Genomic DNA, 18,320 nt, shown 5'->3' with positions numbered 1-18,320 from the left:
TTCCTTCCGAAAAAAAAGAAAACTAGGGCGGCGTCTCCCTAGTTTCCTTTTATTCTTCCGGATCTCCGACCAAAAACTCCGGATTAATCTCCTCCAATTCCTCATCAAGCTCTTCTTCCCATGCTTCTTCTTCATCGCTTTCCGTCCATTCGGAATTGACTTCGACGACGACTTTCGTTTCGCCGACGACTTCAGATAAAAATTCTCTTTCGGCCTGAACAACGACTTTGTTCCCGTTCGGGGAAATCGTCACTTCAAGACAGTTCGGCTGCTGAAGCACCTTCGCAATGACTTCGTGTTCATCGTCTAAGTAGTTTTTGTCACGATATCTGAGCTTGATGACATCGACATAGGAAACGCGTTCTGTCACAACCTCCGTTTTTGTGTTGTCGGCATACGAATACCATACGTTGATATCGTATGTCCCTTCAATCTCAACCGTTTTTCCGACCTTTTCGGCGTCATACTTATGATTGATAATCCAACCGCCCAGTATGCTGGTTGGCTTTTGCGAAGGGGAGATCGTATGTGTGGACTGGGTAAATTTCCTGCCTTTCGCGACTACCGCTTTTGTTATAATTTCCCTGTATTCAGACATTCAGTCATGCCTCCTTGTTTTTCCTCGTATTATCTTATGCTGGGCATTTGTCTCATGTGCGCGCTAAGAAGAAAACAAAATAAAGCACCCATTTAATGAATCTGTTTAAGTGTATGCAGCAACGAGGATAAACTTGACTTAAAAAATAAGCCGGCACGACGAAAAAAAACGGCGCCTAAATAGGCGCCTTGTTTTATAATGAGCAGCTGGGTTGTGAGTTTTTGACTTTTGATCCGGTTTCTCCCGTCAGCAGGTCTCCCCCGGTCGACGTTATGATCTCGTTTGTCACTTGATTTGATATCGTGTGGGCAACAAGCTGAAGAAGGTCGTTGACTTCCATTTGGGAGTCTCTGAATTCCTGGATGATCGGAATGTTATCGAGCTCTGCCTGAAGCGCATCGATCTTCGCTTCCGTTTGCTTTAATGCCTCATGCTTTTCGTAATGTTTAAAGTTGACGGCTTGCTTCTGCAAAGCTTTGATTTGATTGATCAGATTTGAGACTTTGGCATTCTCGTTAATTTGTTCCTCAGCCTTTTTGAAGAAGTCGACTTCTTCGGTTTCTGCAATCATTTTTGCAAGCTCGCGCGCTTTTTCCACGATATCCTTTTTCGTGTAAAGAGTCATCTTAATTCACCTCGATTGCTTCTCCCACCATTTCTCCGTCAAGCGACCACGTTTTCGCCTGGTGGATTTTCACGTTGACAAGCTTGCCGATCGCTTCTTTCGGTCCTTTAAAGTTTACAAGCTTGTTTTTGCGTGTGTAGCCGGCAAGAATATCAGGATTGTTTTTGCTTTCACCCTCTACTAATACTTCGACAACCTGACCCTCATATTCCTTCATTTTCTTTGCGGAAATTTCGTTGACCAGGTTATTTAAGCGCTGAAGCCGCTCTTTTTTGACCCGCATCGGAACATTGTCTTTCATCTTCGCAGCCGGTGTTCCTTCGCGAGGCGAGTAAATGAACGTATAGGCGCTGTCAAACTCAACTTCCCTGTATAAAGAAAGAGTTTCTTCAAATTGTTCGTCCGTTTCGTTAGGGAAGCCGACGATAATATCGGTTGTCAAAGAAGCATTCGGCATCGCTTTTTTAATTTTGGCGACAAGGTCGAGATAGCGCTCACGGTCGTATTTGCGAGCCATCAGCTTCAGGACGTCAGAGCTTCCGGATTGAACAGGAAGATGGATATGATCTAATAGGTTCCCGCCTTTTGCAAGCACCTCGATCAGATGGTCGTCAAAATCGCGCGGATGGCTTGTCGTAAAGCGGATTCTCGGAATGTTGATTTTGCGAAGCTCATCCATCAGATGACCGAGGCCGTACTCCATGTCTTCAAAATCTTTTCCATAGGCGTTGACGTTTTGCCCGAGAAGCGTGATTTCCTTGTAGCCTTCAGCCGCAAGCCTTCTCACTTCCTGGATGATATCTTCAGGACGTCTGCTGCGCTCTTTTCCCCTTGTGTACGGTACGATGCAGTACGTACAGAACTTGTCGCAGCCGTACATAATGTTGACCCATGCCTTGATTTTCCCGTGGCGGACTTTCGGCAGGTTTTCAATAACGTCTCCTTCTTTAGACCACACTTCAACGACCATTTCTTTTGACAAATATGCTTCTGACAAAAGCTCTGGAAGACGGTGAATGTTGTGTGTACCGAAAATCAAGTCGACGAACGGATGTTTCTTTAAAATCCGGTTGACGACTGATTCTTCCTGGGACATGCAGCCGCAGACGCCCAGTATCAAATCGGGGTTATCCTTTTTCAAACCTTTTAAATGGCCGATTTCGCCAAACACTTTGTTTTCCGCGTTTTCCCGGATCGCGCACGTGTTAAGCAAGATGACGTTTGCATCTTCAGTCGAGTCGGTCGGTTCATAGCCGAGCGCCATGAAAATCCCGGCCATCACTTCTGTGTCGTGTTCATTCATCTGGCAGCCGTACGTGCGGATGTAAAACTTCCGTCCTTCTCCCATGCCTCTGAACTGCTCTGATATTTTAAAATCGTTATGGTATTCAACGGCTTCTTTGCCGCGTTTTTTTGCATCTCTTAATGAAGGCGGAACATACACAGCTTCAAAATATTTGCTGTAATCCTTCTCGGATTTTTTGTCCGGTGGATTGACCTTTCCGCTTTCAGTTCGCTGTTTCTCATTCATGTTTTTTTCTCCTTTCAAACAAAGCTCCACCCTACAGTATAAAGGTTCTCGGCTGTCAGCACAACCCAGAACCCATTATTGTACACTAAATGAAAATGATTATCAATGGTAATTTGCTTTGTTTTTGAGCGTTAAAGCAGCCCGGATTTTCGGGCGCCGGTTTCGATGATGTCAAGCGCTTTGTCAAGGTCTTGTTTCGTATGCTCCGCCGTCATGATCGTTCTGATGCACGCTTTTCCTTTCGGAACCGTCGGAAATACGATGGCCTGCGCAAACACGCCAAGTTCAAACAGGGTTGCAGAAAAACGGCATGTTTCCGCTTCATCGCCGATTAAAATCGGCGTGATCGGCGTCTCGCTTTGAATGAGCGGAAGGCCGATGTTTTCGAGTCCTTTTTTGAAGTATGCCGTGTTGTCCCAAAGCCTTTTGATCAATGCCGGCTCTTCCAAGAGCACGTTGACTGCTTCAATGCATGCCGCTGTCACTGCCGGCGGATGGGAGGTGCTGAACAGAAACGGTCTTCCTTTATGCTTCAAATAGTCGATGAGCACCTTTGAACCTGCGGCATATCCCCCCAATACGCCGATCGCTTTGCTTAGGGTGCCGACCTGGATATGCACCTTTCCGTCAAGGCCGAAATGATGTACCGTCCCGCGCCCGTTTTCGCCGAGTACGCCGGACGCGTGCGCGTCATCGACCATGACAAATGCATCGTACTGCTCTGCCAGTCTCACGATGTCCGGAAGCGGCGCGATGTCCCCGTCCATGGAAAACACGCCGTCCGTAACGATAAGCCTGTTTCTGTAACTCATTGATTTTTTCAGGATCTTTTCCAAGTCTTCCATATTCGCATGTTCATAGACTTTACGCCCTGCTTTGGTGAGCCTGATCCCGTCGATGATGGAGGCGTGGTTTAATTCATCCGAAATCACGATATCGTCTTTTGTGAGAATGCTGGAGAGAATGCCCTGATTCGCCGTAAAACCGGACTGAAAAACGAGCGCCGCTTCCGTTTTTTTGAAGGCGGCCAGTTTTTTCTCAAGCTCATCATGCATCGTGAACGTCCCGGCAATGGTGCGGACTGAGCCGGTTCCCGCCCCAAATTGCTCGGCTGCGTCAACGGCTGCTTTTTTGAGCCGGGGATGAGAGGTGAGGCCGAGATAATTGTTGGAGGACAGCTGAATGATATCTCTTCCCTTCATTCTGACAATCGGTCCCTGGTACGATTCGATCTTCGGCAGCTCTTGAAATGTGCCCTGTTCCCTCATCGTGTCGAGCTCTTTTTGTAAAAACGTGAATTCTTTCATATCAATCTCTCCTTTTTATGGTATCAGTATGACTTTGCCGCACTGTCCTTCCCTCATCAGCTCAAAGCCTTTTTCATACTCCTCAAGAGAAAAATGGTGGGTGATGACGGGCTTGATCTGAATGGCTCCTGAATGGAGCAAGTCGCTCACCTGCCGCCACGTTTCAAACATTTTTCTGCCGGTAATCCCTTGAACTGTAAGGCCTTTAAAGACGATGTCATTGGTCATGTCGATGCACACCGGATGCTCAGGCAGGCTTAAAATGTGAACCCTTCCACCATTTGCCGCCATTTTTAAGCTTTGGCAGATCGCCGTCGGATGGCCTGACATCTCACATACAAGGTCTGCGCCTTCCCCATTTGTTAAAGCGCTTACATTTTTAAGCGTATCTTCTTTTTCGATCGAAATCGTAGCCGTTGCCCCCATTTTCACGGCCAGTTCGAGCCTGTACTCGTTTTTATCGATGGCGATCACTTGTGAAGCGCCGGCTGTTTTTGCCACAGCGACTGCCATCAGGCCGATCGGTCCACAGCCGACAATAGCCGTTTTCGATCCGGCCGCAATGCCTGACAGAACCGTATGAACGGCATTTCCGAGCGGTTCTTGTATGGAAGCAAGATCCTCGGGCATGCCGGGCGGATTTTTCCAAATGTTGCTTTCGGGCACCTTGACATATTCGGCGAAGCATCCTTCTGTATCAACGCCGAGGATCATCGTATTGCTGCACACATGCTGTTTTCCCGTCAGACACGGAATGCATTTGCCGCAGACGAAGTGCGTTTCCGCCGATACAAAATCGCCTTCTTTGACAGACGAGACATTTTCCCCGACCGCCGCCACTTCACCCGAAAATTCGTGGCCGAAAACATATGGCGGCTTCACTCTGTTTTTTGCCCATTCATCCCAATTATAAATATGAACATCAGTCCCGCAGATCGACGCGGCTTTGACTTTAATCAGCACTTCGCGCTGGCCTATTTCCGGTATCGGAACAAGATCACAAACAGCTCCCGGCTCCCCCGCCGCCTTGATAAGCGCTTTCATTTTTCCGCTCATGATGAACAGACCCCCTTTGCTAAATCGCTTTACATTAGGATTGTAGCACGATTTTATACATCGGTAAATATTGATGTACACGTGGTGCGGACATCTGAACACCCTCTGAAAAATATGGAATATTTTTTTAAAACGGAATCCGGCTGATGAAATTTTCATAGAGAAACCGTCTGACTTGTCTTGCAGAATAATGGCGCTCCAATGCATGGATCAGATTGTCGTAATCCTTGTAGGCTTCGAGCCCCGGAATCACCTTATCGATCCCGTCAAAATCGGAGCCGAATCCGATATGCCGTTCACCGCCCAAAGAGCAGACATGGTCGATATGCGAAAGGATGTCTTTTATGCGGGGCGTCTTATTTATAAACTCGGGAACAAAGGTGATGCCGATGACCCCGTTTTTCTTGATCAGCGCTTTGATTTGGTCATCTTTTAAATTTCGCGGATGCGGACAGAGGCTGTACGAATTCGAGTGGGAGGCAATCGGATATTTAGCAAGGGCAACCGTATCCCAGAAGCTTTTTTCCGACAAATGGGAAACGTCAGTCCAAACCCGGTGCCGGTTGGCGATCTTGATCAGTTTTTCCCCCCATTGCGTAAGACCGGCGTTCCTCTTTTCCAAGGCGCCGTCCGCGAACACGTTGGCCCAATTCCATGTCAAACCGAAGCTTCTGACGCCGAGCTGAAAAAAGATATCAAACAGTCTTACATTTTTCGATATCGGTTCGCACCCTTCCATCGTTAAGATAATCCCTGTTTCATCAAATTTGAGCGAATCGATGTCTGACTTGCTTTTGATCAGTTTGATTCGTTTATATTTTGCGACTTTTTCATAGAACAGCTGAATTTGGACGAGCGCCATTTCAAGGCGCAGATTCGCCGGCACCGTATCCGGCAGAAAAATCGCCAGACACTGAACCTTTGCCTTTCCGTTTAATAGCGCACTGACCGGCGTTTGCAGCGAAGGATCGCTGTATTCATTAAGCCGCGGGTTTTTCCAAAGTTTCATAAGCAAATCTGAATGGGCATCGAAAATGTTCACGACCGATCCCTCCCATGACAGATTTTTCAAAGCCAAATCAAAAACAACCCGCTTACATGTGTAAGCAGGTTGAAACATATGAAATCAATACATTCTTTTTCTATCAGCGAGGCTCTACAATTAATTTGATCGCCGTCCGCTCTTCACCGTCAATTTGAATGTCTGTAAAAGCCGGAATACAAATCAGATCGACACCGCTGGGCGCCACAAATCCCCGGGCAATCGCAACCGCTTTTACCGCTTGGTTCAATGCTCCGGCACCGATTGCTTGAATTTCTGCAGCCCCTCGTTCTCTCAAAACTCCCGCCAGCGCACCTGCAACCGAGTTTGGATTTGATTTTGCTGAAACCTTTAATATTTCCATTCCTGCTCCCCCTTAATTTTACAATGGATAAGTGAGTGTTCATTAGAACAGTCATTGTTAGATATTGCCATTTGAAAAAGCCATCCCCTTTTAATTGCTTTTCAAAAATAGCAGGGTACCTTCCATTTTTACTATATTCACGAAAAGACCGGGATATTCCTGCTTTCTTTTTAATATTTTTCTAAAATGATTTTTCGTTCTTTTATTCAAAAAACATGTGGTCATCATTGATTAATATCCGGTCGATTTTAACAGCTTTTTTGCTTTGGTCATCGATATCAATGACAACTGCGCTTAACGTCGTACGGCCTTCGGCGATTTCGAACCGGACCGGAAGACTCGTCTTAAACCGTTTGATGATCGTCTCCCGTTCCACGCCGAGAATGCCGTCATAAGGTCCTGTCATGCCGACGTCGGTAATATAAGCCGTCCCTTTTGGAAGTACGCGGTTGTCCGCCGTCTGCACGTGTGTATGCGTTCCGACAACAGCCGAAACCCGTCCGTCCGCATACCAGCCGATCGCCTGCTTTTCGCTCGTCGCTTCGGCATGCATATCGATAAAAATATACGGCGTTCTTTTAGAAGCCTCTTCAATCAATTCGTCCGCTTTTTCAAACGGACAATCGATCGGAGGCAGAAATGTACGGCCTTGCAAATTGATCACAGCCAGTTCCTTGCTGCCGTTTGTTTTGATGTAAGCGATTCCTTTGCCCGGCGTGCCTTTAGGAAAATTGGCAGGCCTGACGATCTGCGGAGCGCCATCGATAAAATCAAATATTTCCCTTTTATCCCACGTATGATTTCCCATTGTGATGACATCGGCACCCGCTTGAATGAACTGATGATAAATTTTTTCGGTGATGCCTTTCCCGTGTGCTGCGTTCTCTCCGTTCACGATGACGGCGTGCGGTTTATATTTCAGCTTCAGTTTTGGCAAATACGTTTTAATCATCTCTCTGCCGGGCGAACCGACGACATCTCCAACAAATAAAATTCTCATGCTTTGACCCTTTCTTTTTTCAATAGGTTTCTTTAATAGTGTTACACAAGGAAACAAAAAAATAAAGTGATGCATGCGCACCACTTTATTTTGCGTATTCAACGGCTCTCGTTTCCCTGATGACGGTTACTTTAATATGTCCAGGGTAGTCGAGCTCGTCCTCAATTCGTTTTCGAATATCCCGCGCCAAACGATGGGCTTCAAGATCGTTAATCGAGTCTGGTTTCACCATGATCCGCACTTCCCGTCCGGCCTGTATCGCAAACGATTTTTCAACACCTTCGTAAGACTCGGAGATTTCCTCCAGTTTTTCAAGCCTGCGAATATAATTTTCGAGCGTTTCGCTTCTTGCGCCAGGTCTTGCGGCTGACAGCGCATCAGCTGCGGCCACGAGCACGGCGATGACGGAAGTCGGCTCCTGATCTCCGTGGTGTGATGCGATACTGTTGATGACGACAGGATGCTCCTTATACTTGGTGGCCAGTTCCACGCCGATTTCGACATGGCTTCCTTCCACCTCGTGGTCAATCGCTTTCCCGATATCGTGAAGAAGACCAGCTCTTTTCGCAAGCGTAACGTCTTCTCCAAGCTCAGCAGCCATAAGTCCGGTCAAGAATGCCACTTCCATTGAATGTTTTAGTACATTCTGTCCGTAGCTTGTTCTGAACTTCAAGCGGCCGAGTATTTTGATTAAATCGGGATGAAGACCGTGGACTCCTACCTCAAACGTCGTCTGTTCGCCCATTTCGCGAATATAATCATCCACTTCACGACGGGATTTCTCAACCATTTCTTCGATTCTGGCAGGATGAATGCGTCCATCCTGAACGAGCTTATCAAGAGCGATCCGTGCTGTTTCGCGCCTGATCGGATCAAATCCTGAAAGGATAACGGCTTCCGGCGTATCGTCAATGATGAGGTCGATTCCAGTCAATGTTTCCAACGTACGGATGTTTCGCCCTTCACGTCCGATAATACGGCCTTTCATCTCATCATTTGGAAGGTTGACAACGGAAACCGTCGTCTCTGCCACATGATCAGCCGCACAGCGCTGTAAAGCCAATGAAAGAATATTTTTCGCTTTTTTATCAGCCTCTTCTTTCGCACGATTTTCAGTTTCTTTCATCATGATCGCGATGTCATGGGAAAGCTCTTTTTCAACCCGCTCCAGAATGATTTGCTTCGCTTCATCACGCGTCAGACTTGAAATACGCTCCAACTCCGACTGCTGCTTACGAATCATTTCATCCACTTTGCTTTCCATCTCTTCAATATGTTGTTGTCGTTCATTCAGAGAATGATCCTTCTTCTCCAACATCGCTTCCCGTTTATCTAACGATTCATCTTTTCGGTCAAGGTTCTCTTCCTTTTGGAGTAAACGGTTTTCTTGTTTTTGAAGCTCATTTCGTCTTTCACGAACTTCTTGTTCAGCTTCTATCCGAAGCGTGTGAATCTCGTCCTTTGCTTCAAGAAGGGCTTCTTTTTTCAACGCTTCAGCATCCCGCTTTGCGTCTCCAAGAATTTGTTCGGCTGCGTTGCGCGCACCTGAAATTTTTGCTTCGGCAATGATTTTTCGAACATAGTAGCCAACAACTAAACAGAATAGGCTCAGCAAAATGGAGATGAGAATGGTTAATGGACTCATACTTTCACCTCCTCTTGCTATGAACTTGTTTCTTGCTAAAAGTAAGTGTCGGCATGTACATTGTACTTTCTTCTCAACATACAGAACCTTCACAGGGAATGAAGAAGCTTCACAGCCCTTGTCAAGTTTAAATGTTTATCAATCATGTTAAGAAAAACAAGTGATACAATTTCATTGTAATTGTGTGGCAAATACTTGTCAAGCTTACGGTCTTAACGTTTCAAAAGATATAAGCAATCCACCGGACATACATGCGCTGAACCGGCAACAGGTTCGGAGATTTTTTGTGAGGGGACGGCGGATTTGCGAAAGAAAAAGAAAAGGCTGCCGGGCGGCAGCCTTGAAATTAAAATTCGAGCTCTTCCTGAATGTCTTCCTCTTCTTCTTTTGGAGCCGAAACACCGTTGTTATCCAGGCCGTAATGCTCCCTGATCTGCTCTTGGATCATCAAAAGCACATCTTTGTTTTCTTTGAGGAACTGCTTCGCGTTTTCACGGCCCTGTCCAAGGCGCTCATCCTGATAGGAGTACCATGCCCCGCTTTTTTGGACGATGTCAAGCTCTGTTCCAAGGTCGATGATTTCCCCTTCTTTTGAGATTCCTTCGCCGTACATAATGTCTACTTCGGCCGTCCTGAATGGAGGCGCCACTTTGTTTTTCACGACTTTAATTTTCGTCTTGTTCCCCATGACGTCGTTGCCTTGTTTGAGCTGTTCGGCGCGGCGCACTTCAAGCCGCACGGAAGAATAGAACTTCAGGGCCCTTCCCCCTGGAGTCGTCTCAGGATTTCCGAACATGACGCCGACTTTTTCGCGGATCTGGTTAATAAAGATCGCGATCGTTTTTGATTTATTGATTGCCCCGGAAAGCTTCCGCAGCGCTTGGGACATCAGTCTGGCCTGCAGCCCGACATGCGAGTCTCCCATGTCTCCTTCGATTTCCGCCTTCGGCACGAGCGCCGCAACGGAGTCGATGACAACGATATCAACGGCTCCGCTTCTGACAAGCGCTTCCGCAATTTCAAGCGCCTGTTCCCCCGTGTCAGGCTGGGACAGCAGCAGCTCGTCAATGTTAACCCCTAATTTTTGCGCGTAAACAGGATCAAGCGCGTGCTCGGCGTCTATGAACGCCGCCTGTCCGCCCTGCTGCTGAACTTCGGCAATCGCGTGAAGCGCCACCGTCGTTTTACCGGAGCTTTCAGGGCCGTATACTTCAATAATCCGTCCGCGCGGATATCCGCCCACCCCAAGGGCTGTATCAAGCGCTAAAGAGCCGCTCGGAACGGTTGAAATTCTCGTCTCGGTTTGTTCTCCGAGTTTCATAATGGAACCTTTTCCAAACTGTTTTTCTATTTGTTTAAGCGCCATATCTAAGGCTGCCTGACGATCACTCATCTGTTTTTTCCTCCTTTATCACTTCCGCTATATCTACTATACCTTGTTTGCTCGGATTTGCCAAGAAAAAAGCGAACGCATATTCGATTTTTTTTCAGCGGGTTTTAAACGATAAAAAATCATTTTGCAAAGAGCGAAAGCGGTCTTTTTTTAAAAGGAAGATTCTCCGAAAACGGAATTATCGCTTATTTACCCAAAATGTGCAGGAGCAGATGGCAGCCGTATTTGGCAGAACGCTTCCTGACGGCCGATCTTGAGCCCGCGAACATGAACTCGTGCGCTTCCTCCGGTTTGCCGTCGACCGAGATGCCGATAAATACCTTCCCGGCAGGATGCCCTTCCTGCGTATTCGGACCGGCCACACCGGTAAAGCTGATGCCGATGTCGCTTCCGGTTTTGCTTCTGATGCCCGCTGCAAGCTCCTTCGCGCATTGCGCGCTGACGGCTCCAAAGCGCTCGAGCGTGTCTTCGGAAACACCTGCAGCTGAAACTTTCAATTCGTTTGTGTAGCAGACGGCGCCGCCTTTGAAGTATTCGGAGGCCCCGCTCAATTCCGTCAGCCAGCTGGAAAAAAGCCCTCCTGTAAAGCTTTCCGCAGCAGACAGCGTCAGTCCTTTGCGGACGCAGGCTTTCGCAAGCTCTTCGACAAGCGATGTATCATCGTATCCGTAAAAGAACCCGCCGACGCGCTCTAAAATGCGGTCTTCCGTTTCTTTTAGAAGGCGTTCCGTCTCAGCCGGATCGGCGTGTTTTGCCGTCAGCCTGAGGGTGACTTCACCATCTGCCGCCAAAGGAGCGATCGTCGGGTTCGTCTGCGCATCGATAAGGTCTTCCAAATCCGTTTCAAGCTGGGATTCACCGATTCCGAAGAAGCGCAGCACTCTTGAGACGATCTTCTCCTTTGAACCGAGTTTTTCTAAAATCAGCGGCTTCGCTTCGTTTTCAAACATCGGCTCAAGTTCCTTCGGGGGCCCCGGAAGCAGCATGTAAAAACGCGATTCATGCTGAAGCAGCATCCCCGGAGCCATTCCGAACCGGTTTGGCAGCACATCCGAACCTTCGAGAACGAGCGCCTGCTTTCGATTGTTCGGAGACATCGTCCGGTTCGTTTTTTTGAAATAGTCTTCAATCGATTGAAATGCTTCCTCATCAAGCTGAAGGGGACGCCCGATGACCCGTGCGATCGTTTCTTTTGTCAAATCGTCTTTCGTCGGCCCAAGACCCCCTGAGAAGATGATGAAATCAGACCGCTCCTGGGCGGTTTGAATGACCCGTTTCAAGCGTTCAGGGTTGTCTCCGACCGCTGTATGATAAAAAACGTTGATTCCGATTTCCGCCAAATGCTTGCTGATAAACTGTGCGTTTGTATTAGCGATCTGTCCGAGCAAAAGCTCTGAACCGACGGCGATGATTTCAGCTTTTCTTTCAAGTTTCATGTTTTCCACTTCCCTGTGTTTAGTTCGATGTTTTTAAAGCATCCCAGTTCTTGGCGAAATAATCCCAGCCGGATACGACGGTGAAAAAGACGGCCACCCATAGCGCGAGAGAGCCGAACGGGAACGAGACGAGCTCAAATGGGAGATTATGCAGCAAGAGGGCTGAAATGGCGATGATCTGCGCCCACGTTTTTACCTTTCCAAGCATATTCGCAGCGACGACTTCGCCGGTTCCCGCAAGCACGAGACGGAGTCCCGTCACGGCGAACTCCCGGCTGATGATGACGATCGCCATCCAGGCCGGGGCAAGGTGATAATGGACCAAAATGATCAAAGCCGAAGACACGAGCAATTTGTCTGCCAGAGGATCGAGAAATTTCCCGAAATTGGTCACGAGTTTCAGCTTTCTTGCATAATAGCCGTCAACCCAATCGGTAACGGAGGCGAAGATGAACAATAGAGCGCCGATCAGATGTGCCACCGGAATCGATTCGTTTCCGAAAGACAGCGACCCCCAGTTGAACGGGACGAGCATGATGATCATGAAAATAGGAATTAAGGCGATTCTCGAAAGCGTGATTTTATTCGGTAAGTTAAACATAAAGTTCCTCCATTATGTATCGTTTTATTGCTGATGGACGAAAGAAAAAGTCATCCGGACCGTTAAGATGACTTTTTCTCCTTTTTATTTTCAATCGTTATGTTTTGTGTCATCACATTCTTCGGATCAAGTTCGTAGGAAAGAACCTTTCCGTTGATTTTGATTTCTACGCCAGGCGCATATCCGACCCGCAATTCAATCTGATCTTGGTCGGTAATATTTTTTTGAAAGGAATCTCCTTTTTTCATCATGCCTTCTTTAAGGGAGGTTCCTTTCGCGTCCCGCACCCTGACCCATGAGTCTGCGGTCGTTGTCACCTCAAGCTCAAGCTTGTCGGCTCCCGATACTTCATAGGTTGTGGAAGAGCCCTGGCTGTTTACGGCCTTGATGCTCAGCTCTTTTTTGTCAGCGGTTTTCTGGGCGTCGTCGTCTTTTTTATCTTCAGCGCCTGATTTTTCGTTGTCCGCGTTTTTTTGATTTTCATTCTTCAGCGGCGAATCTTTTGAGACATCATACTTGCTCTCTGTCTCTTCCGTTTTCGTCTGTTCGGCGGAATTTTCATTTCCTCCGCCCATCACGGCCTGGACAATGACGTAAATGATCGCGATCACGACAATCACGCCTGCCGAGACAAGCAGTGTAGGCAAAAGCTCAAGCGCTTTGGAGGCGGGCGCCGGAAGCTCCCTCTGAGGCTTGATCGAAGAAAGTTTATCAGAAACCTCGTCATTGTAGGAGTCAGGGATATCCTTTTTGAACTCTTCAAACAGCTCCTCCGAGTTCAGTCCGACGGCTTCAGCGTACTGTTTAATAAAAGCTCTTACATAAAACTTTCCCGGAATAACGTCATAGTTTCCTTCTTCAAGCGCCGTCAAATACCTTTTTTGGATTTTCGTTGCCGCCTGGAGGTCGTCTAACGACATCCCTTTTTCCTCTCTGGCTTCTTTGAGCCGATTTCCTAGTTCAGTCACAACAAACACCTTCCATTTTAAAAATCAAAGCCAGAAAAACCCGTATGGTCAAACATTTGCGGTTCCTCGGCATGTTCATATGTAATAACCTCATCAGGGCTGTTACGCAATTCGATAATGTAATCGAAATCATCCATTGTATATTCCGTATTTTGCACAAAAATATCCGGATGCTCGACGACTTTTGTCGCGGGCAGCCGCATGATTTCACTGACGAGCTGCAAATGTCGTTCAGATCCCCTTCTCGTCGACACGATTCCGTCCAATATAAAGACGTTCTCCGTGTTATATTCATCGGCGACAAGCTGGCTTCTGATCGTTTGCTTCAAAAGCGTTGAAGACACGAAGAGCCACCTTTTGCTGGCACACACGCTCGCGGCGACGATCGATTCCGTCTTGCCGACACGCGGCATCCCGCGGATTCCGATCAGCTTATGTCCGTCTTTTTTAAACAGTTCGGCCATAAAATCGACAAGCAGCCCGAGTTCGTCGCGTTCAAAGCGGAACGTTTTTTTGTCATCGGCATCCCGCTGAATGTAGCGTCCGTGCCTTACGGCGAGGCGGTCCCTCAGTTTCGGCTCCCTCAGCTTTGTAACCTTAATCGTCTCCATCGTGTTTAAAATGGATTCGAGACGTTTGATTTGATCTATATGACGGCATTTTAACAAAAGGCCCCTTCTTGACGTATCAACGCCGTTAATTGTAACAATATTAATCGATAACATACCTAATAAAGAGGATATATCTCCCAGAAGTCCGGGACGGTTGACTTGGATTTCGTATTCTAAATACCATTCGAGCTTTGCCAAATGATAACCTCCCTATCCATCATCGTGGCAAAAATTTACCTTCCTTTATCATAAAGCATTTTGTCTCAATTAGAAAGCAGAATATGTGATTAAATAAGAAAAACGTCCGTTTCCCAAAATCGGGCGCTCCAATCTGCCCCCTCTAAACCTTTTTTACCCTTCCGGCCGCTGGAAGAAACCGAAAAAAACAAAGTAAACGTATAAAAAGAGAGAGTGAACACACTCTCTCCTCAATGCGAGCCGTTGTTTTCAACAAGCTTGACCATCACGTTCGCAATCGCGCGCTGCTCATCTTCAGAAGCCACGCTCCACAGATCTGCGAGCACTCTTTCCTGATGGTTTTTTGAATCGACTGAACCGGCTAAATAATCGCCGATCTCATAAGCAAGATCCGAGATGGTTTCGTTTGACATTCCTTTTTCATGGGCGTAGTTGAGACGGTCGCCCAAGAAGTTTTTCCACTGATCCCAATTATCCAGTACGGACATATCAGGCCCCTCCATTCTCTTAAAGTTACAGCCTTATTATTCTCTGAGGGATCATAAACTATACATTGTTTTAGCAATGCCAGCCTCCGTTTACCGATAAAATCTGGCCGGTGATATATGACGCTTTTTCCGAAAGCAGAAATTGAACGGCATCTGCGACCTCGTCGGGCTTTGCGAGCCTGCCCATCGGGATATCTTCTGCGATCATGTCCTCTTCCTTATCCGAAAACCCGCTCATCATATTCGTTTTGACGGCTCCGGGGGAAACGGCGTTCACTCTGATGCCGCTCGGCGCCAGCTCTTTTGCGAGGGCTTTGACAAACGAATGCTGCGCCCCCTTTGTCATGCTGTACAGCACCTCGCAGGAAGCCCCCGTTTCTCCCCATATGGAAGTGATCGCGACAATCGCGCCGGCTTTTCTTCTGATCATGGCCGGAAGCACGTTTCTTGTCAGCGTAAACGGGCTTGTCACGTGAAGCTGGACCATCTCATGAGCTTCTTCGTCTGTCATGTCTGTGACAAGGCCGCGGTAGCTTTGCCCGCTGTTTAACACGACGGCGTCCAGCGCCCGGCCGCCAATGCAAGCGGAAACAGCCGCGGCACCGCCGGGGTCGGACAGATCGCTTTGGATGATTTCGGTTTGAATGCGATATGTATTTGACAGCCGCCCGCTTAAAGAGACGGCCGCTTTTTCATTTGTATTGTAGTGAAGGAGCAGGTCAAAGCCGCTTTGTGCCAGCTTTTCGCATATGCTCTGGCCGATTCCGCCGCTTGCTCCTGTTACAAGAGCCAGTTTTGTCATGTTTCCACCCTTCCTAAAAAAGAAAGGTTCAGCGTGATGCTACAACATGCTGCCCACGCTGAACTTTCCTGACGGTTATGATTTTGGAACAACTTTGCAGACAGTGATTCTGTCCTCTTCTATCTCTTCATCGACGACACGGTGAACGTCTTCCAGGGTAATCGATTCCAAAACGGATACGATATCGAATAAACTCGTTTCTAAAAAGGCGTACCGTGTAAATTGGTTGGCGATATACTCCGGAGAGTTCATCGATTTTAGGAACGTACCGATTTTTTTCTTTCTCGCCAAATCGAGTTTTTCTGCCGTGATCGTCTCTTTCGCTTTATAAAGCACCTGTTTCAGCTCATCGGCAAGCTTGTCGGGCTCAGGCGTATCGCCGCCGACAGAAGCGAAGCCGAAGCCGTGTTCCTCGGTGTAGTCGTAGCTGAACGTCTCGTCAATGTAGCCTTTTTCATAAATTCTTTCATAATCGGCCGAGCTTTTACCGAACAGACACTCGAGAATCAGGTTCATGGTCAGTTCATGCTTTAAGAGATCGTCGCCTGTATTGGTCGGATTGATGCTTTTTAATCCGACCAGGCATTTCGAACTTTGGACGTTCATTTTGATCTCATGCTCTTTTCGGTATACCGCCGCAGGCTCTTTCACTTCTTTGCGGACGATTTCAGACTGATCCGTATACGGCTTGTTCTGCTGATTGTCCCTCACCTGGCGGATGACCGCTTCCGGGTCGACCGGACCGACGATGAAAAGCAGCATATTGCTCGGGTGATAGAACGTCTCATAGCATTCATACAAAAGATCCTTCGTAATGTGTGAGATGCTTTCGATCGTACCGGCAATGTCAATCTTGACAGGGTGCTCTTTATACATGTTTTCGATCAGGCCGAAGAAAAGGCGCCAATCCGGATTATCGTCGTACATATTGATTTCCTGGCCGATAATACCTTTTTCCTTTTCAACCGTTTTTTCCGTAAAATACGGGTCCTGCACAAAATCGACGAGCGTTTCCAGATTTTCTTCTACATTTGATGTGCTTGAAAAGAGATACGCCGTTCTGGTAAAGGAGGTAAAAGCATTCGCTGATGCCCCCTGTTTGCTGAATTGCTGGAACACGTCGCCGTCGGCCTTTTCAAACAGCTTATGCTCCAAAAAGTGGGCGATCCCGTCAGGCACGCGAACTAAATCCTCTTTGCCGAGCGGGACGAATTCGTTGTCAATCGAGCCGTATTTCGTCGTAAACACGGCGTATGTCTTGTTAAAGCCTTCTTTCGGAAGGACATATACGTCAAGCCCGCCCGGCATTTTTTCGTAGTATAGCGTTTCCTTGAGCTGCTCAAATTCGATCTTTTTCGTCAAGATGCTCCCTCCGTCCCTTTCAGAAAGTACGTTGTATCCAGTTCGATTTTCTTTCCGACTTCGATGATGTCGTCTTTTGTGACACCGTCAATGCGGCCGAGCCATTCTTCCAAAGAAAATTCGGTTTGAGCGGCGGCCTGCTGGTAAATGAATTCGACTAATCCGTAAGGCGTGTCAAGCGTTTCAAGAATCTGGTTTTTAATGACCGCTTTCGTCTGGCCGATCGCTTCATCGGTAAAGCTGCCTTTTTTCATTTCTTGAAATTGCTCTTTAATGATGTCGACGCACTTTTGATAATTGCCGACTTCGATCCCGGACATGACCATTAACAGACCTTTAAAGCTTTCGATCCTGGAAGCCGCATAGTAGGCAAGGCTCGCTTTTTCCCTGACGTTGATGAACAGCTTTGAATGGGAAAATCCGCCGAACAGGCCGTTGAAAAGCTGCAAAGCCGGGTAATCATCATCCGTAAAAAACGTATTGGTCCGAAAGCCAATGTTCAATTTTCCCTGTTTAACATCCGCATCTTCAATGATTTCTTTCGGCTCGGGAGCAAAGTCGCGCCGAATACCGGCTCTGGGCCCCGCCTCTCTTTCGTCAACATCGAAATAGGAAGAAACGTACTGCTCCACCTGTTTTTCGTCAACGTCCCCAACGATGTATAGATCAAGCTGATCTTCTTTGATCGCTTTTATATAAGCTTCATAAAGGCTCTCCGGTGTGATGCCTTCTACATCGTCGAGTTCTCCGTTTACATGCAGGGAATACGGCTCATCTTTGCACATTTCCTGAATGAGCCTCAAATTGGAATAACGCATTTTATCATTGTAAACGGCTTGAATTCTTTGCTTTAACGTCCGTTTTTCCTGAGAGACATACAATGAGTCAAAAGCACCGTTTTCGAGCGCCGGCGAAAAAATAATCTCTGACAGAAGCTCCAGCCCTTTTTCCAAAAGCGGCGTCTGATCCTTTAAATACTTTTCGTTCGCAATGTCCAAACGGAATGTTATGACATGCTGTTCGCCCTTTTTGGAAAGGTCTGCGGTCACTGAAGTGCCGTAAAGCTCATCAAGGTACGTTCTGAGATCTGCCGTTTTCGGGTGTGTGCTCGTTCCCCGCAAAAGCACATGCGGGAAAAGGGCCCGTTTTGTTACCTCTTCTTTTGTTAAAGGGGCGAGCATTTTAAAGATGATGGAAACGGTCTTAAATTTTTCCGTTTTCACAATATGGCTTGTTAGCCCCTTGTGTTTTCCCTTTGTTTCGTTAAGGTATGTCATAAAGAACCTCCTTCGT

General features: G+C 47.4%; 18 protein-coding genes. All 18 read right to left on the bottom strand.

The window, feature by feature from the left end:
* Positions 1 to 49: 49 nt before the first annotated feature.
* The 18 genes from cotE to yfmF all read right to left on the bottom strand — a co-directional run bounded on the left by cotE (position 50) and on the right by yfmF (position 18,304).
* Complete coding sequence (gene cotE / locus AB447_RS10810; protein ID WP_048354770.1) at positions 50 to 598, bottom strand: outer spore coat protein CotE; 549 nt, start codon at positions 596 to 598, stop codon at positions 50 to 52.
* A gap of 193 nt (positions 599 to 791) precedes the next feature.
* A complete protein-coding gene (ricA, locus tag AB447_RS10805; RefSeq protein ID WP_048354769.1) occupies positions 792 to 1,223 on the bottom strand; it encodes a regulatory iron-sulfur-containing complex subunit RicA in 432 nt (143 codons plus the stop codon).
* Between the two features lies 1 nt (position 1,224).
* Positions 1,225 to 2,754, bottom strand: coding sequence for a tRNA (N6-isopentenyl adenosine(37)-C2)-methylthiotransferase MiaB (gene miaB, locus AB447_RS10800; RefSeq protein WP_048354791.1), 1,530 nt, complete (start codon positions 2,752 to 2,754; stop codon positions 1,225 to 1,227).
* A gap of 131 nt (positions 2,755 to 2,885) precedes the next feature.
* On the bottom strand, positions 2,886 to 4,061 hold the full coding sequence (locus tag AB447_RS10795) for a glycine C-acetyltransferase (protein ID WP_048354768.1): 1,176 nt from the start codon (positions 4,059 to 4,061) through the stop codon (positions 2,886 to 2,888).
* Positions 4,062 to 4,076: 15 nt separating this feature from the next.
* Entirely contained in the window at positions 4,077 to 5,120 is a 1,044-nt protein-coding gene (tdh, locus tag AB447_RS10790) for an L-threonine 3-dehydrogenase (protein ID WP_096892164.1), read from the bottom strand.
* A gap of 124 nt (positions 5,121 to 5,244) precedes the next feature.
* Positions 5,245 to 6,159 carry a dipeptidase gene (locus AB447_RS10785; protein ID WP_048354766.1) on the bottom strand — a complete coding sequence of 305 codons (915 nt, stop codon included), beginning with the start codon at positions 6,157 to 6,159 and terminating at the stop codon, positions 5,245 to 5,247.
* Positions 6,160 to 6,262: 103 nt separating this feature from the next.
* A complete protein-coding gene (gene spoVS, locus AB447_RS10780) occupies positions 6,263 to 6,523 on the bottom strand; it encodes a stage V sporulation protein SpoVS (protein ID WP_003181955.1) in 261 nt (86 codons plus the stop codon).
* A 202-nt stretch (positions 6,524 to 6,725) separates the two neighbouring features.
* Positions 6,726 to 7,523, bottom strand: coding sequence for a TIGR00282 family metallophosphoesterase (locus tag AB447_RS10775; RefSeq protein ID WP_048354790.1), 798 nt, complete (start codon positions 7,521 to 7,523; stop codon positions 6,726 to 6,728).
* A gap of 85 nt (positions 7,524 to 7,608) precedes the next feature.
* Entirely contained in the window at positions 7,609 to 9,168 is a 1,560-nt protein-coding gene (rny, locus tag AB447_RS10770) for a ribonuclease Y (protein WP_048354765.1), read from the bottom strand.
* A 346-nt stretch (positions 9,169 to 9,514) separates the two neighbouring features.
* Positions 9,515 to 10,561, bottom strand: a complete 1,047-nt coding sequence (gene recA / locus AB447_RS10765; protein WP_046132861.1) for a recombinase RecA — start codon at positions 10,559 to 10,561, stop codon at positions 9,515 to 9,517.
* A gap of 185 nt (positions 10,562 to 10,746) precedes the next feature.
* Entirely contained in the window at positions 10,747 to 11,997 is a 1,251-nt protein-coding gene (locus tag AB447_RS10760) for a competence/damage-inducible protein A (protein ID WP_048354764.1), read from the bottom strand.
* A gap of 19 nt (positions 11,998 to 12,016) precedes the next feature.
* Positions 12,017 to 12,598, bottom strand: a complete 582-nt coding sequence (pgsA, locus tag AB447_RS10755) for a CDP-diacylglycerol--glycerol-3-phosphate 3-phosphatidyltransferase (protein ID WP_048354763.1) — start codon at positions 12,596 to 12,598, stop codon at positions 12,017 to 12,019.
* Positions 12,599 to 12,660: 62 nt separating this feature from the next.
* Entirely contained in the window at positions 12,661 to 13,566 is a 906-nt protein-coding gene (locus tag AB447_RS10750; protein WP_057957560.1) for a helix-turn-helix domain-containing protein, read from the bottom strand.
* A 17-nt stretch (positions 13,567 to 13,583) separates the two neighbouring features.
* Complete coding sequence (locus tag AB447_RS10745; RefSeq protein ID WP_046132857.1) at positions 13,584 to 14,375, bottom strand: YmfK family protein; 792 nt, start codon at positions 14,373 to 14,375, stop codon at positions 13,584 to 13,586.
* A 230-nt stretch (positions 14,376 to 14,605) separates the two neighbouring features.
* A complete protein-coding gene (locus AB447_RS10740; protein ID WP_048354762.1) occupies positions 14,606 to 14,863 on the bottom strand; it encodes a DUF3243 domain-containing protein in 258 nt (85 codons plus the stop codon).
* Positions 14,864 to 14,933: 70 nt separating this feature from the next.
* Complete coding sequence (gene ymfI / locus AB447_RS10735; protein ID WP_048354761.1) at positions 14,934 to 15,665, bottom strand: elongation factor P 5-aminopentanone reductase; 732 nt, start codon at positions 15,663 to 15,665, stop codon at positions 14,934 to 14,936.
* Positions 15,666 to 15,740: 75 nt separating this feature from the next.
* The gene (gene yfmH / locus AB447_RS10730; protein WP_048354760.1) at positions 15,741 to 17,027 is read right to left on the bottom strand and encodes an EF-P 5-aminopentanol modification-associated protein YfmH; all 1,287 of its coding nucleotides are present in this window, start codon (positions 17,025 to 17,027) and stop codon (positions 15,741 to 15,743) included.
* Positions 17,024 to 18,304, bottom strand: coding sequence for an EF-P 5-aminopentanol modification-associated protein YfmF (gene yfmF / locus AB447_RS10725; RefSeq protein WP_048354759.1), 1,281 nt, complete (start codon positions 18,302 to 18,304; stop codon positions 17,024 to 17,026). The genes yfmH and yfmF overlap by 4 nt, the downstream gene beginning before the upstream one ends.
* Positions 18,305 to 18,320 lie beyond the last annotated feature (16 nt).

This window comes from Bacillus glycinifermentans (assembly GCF_001042475.2).
In the GTDB taxonomy this organism is placed as follows: domain Bacteria; phylum Bacillota; class Bacilli; order Bacillales; family Bacillaceae; genus Bacillus; species Bacillus glycinifermentans.
This window is presented reverse-complemented; position numbering and strand designations above follow the sequence as displayed.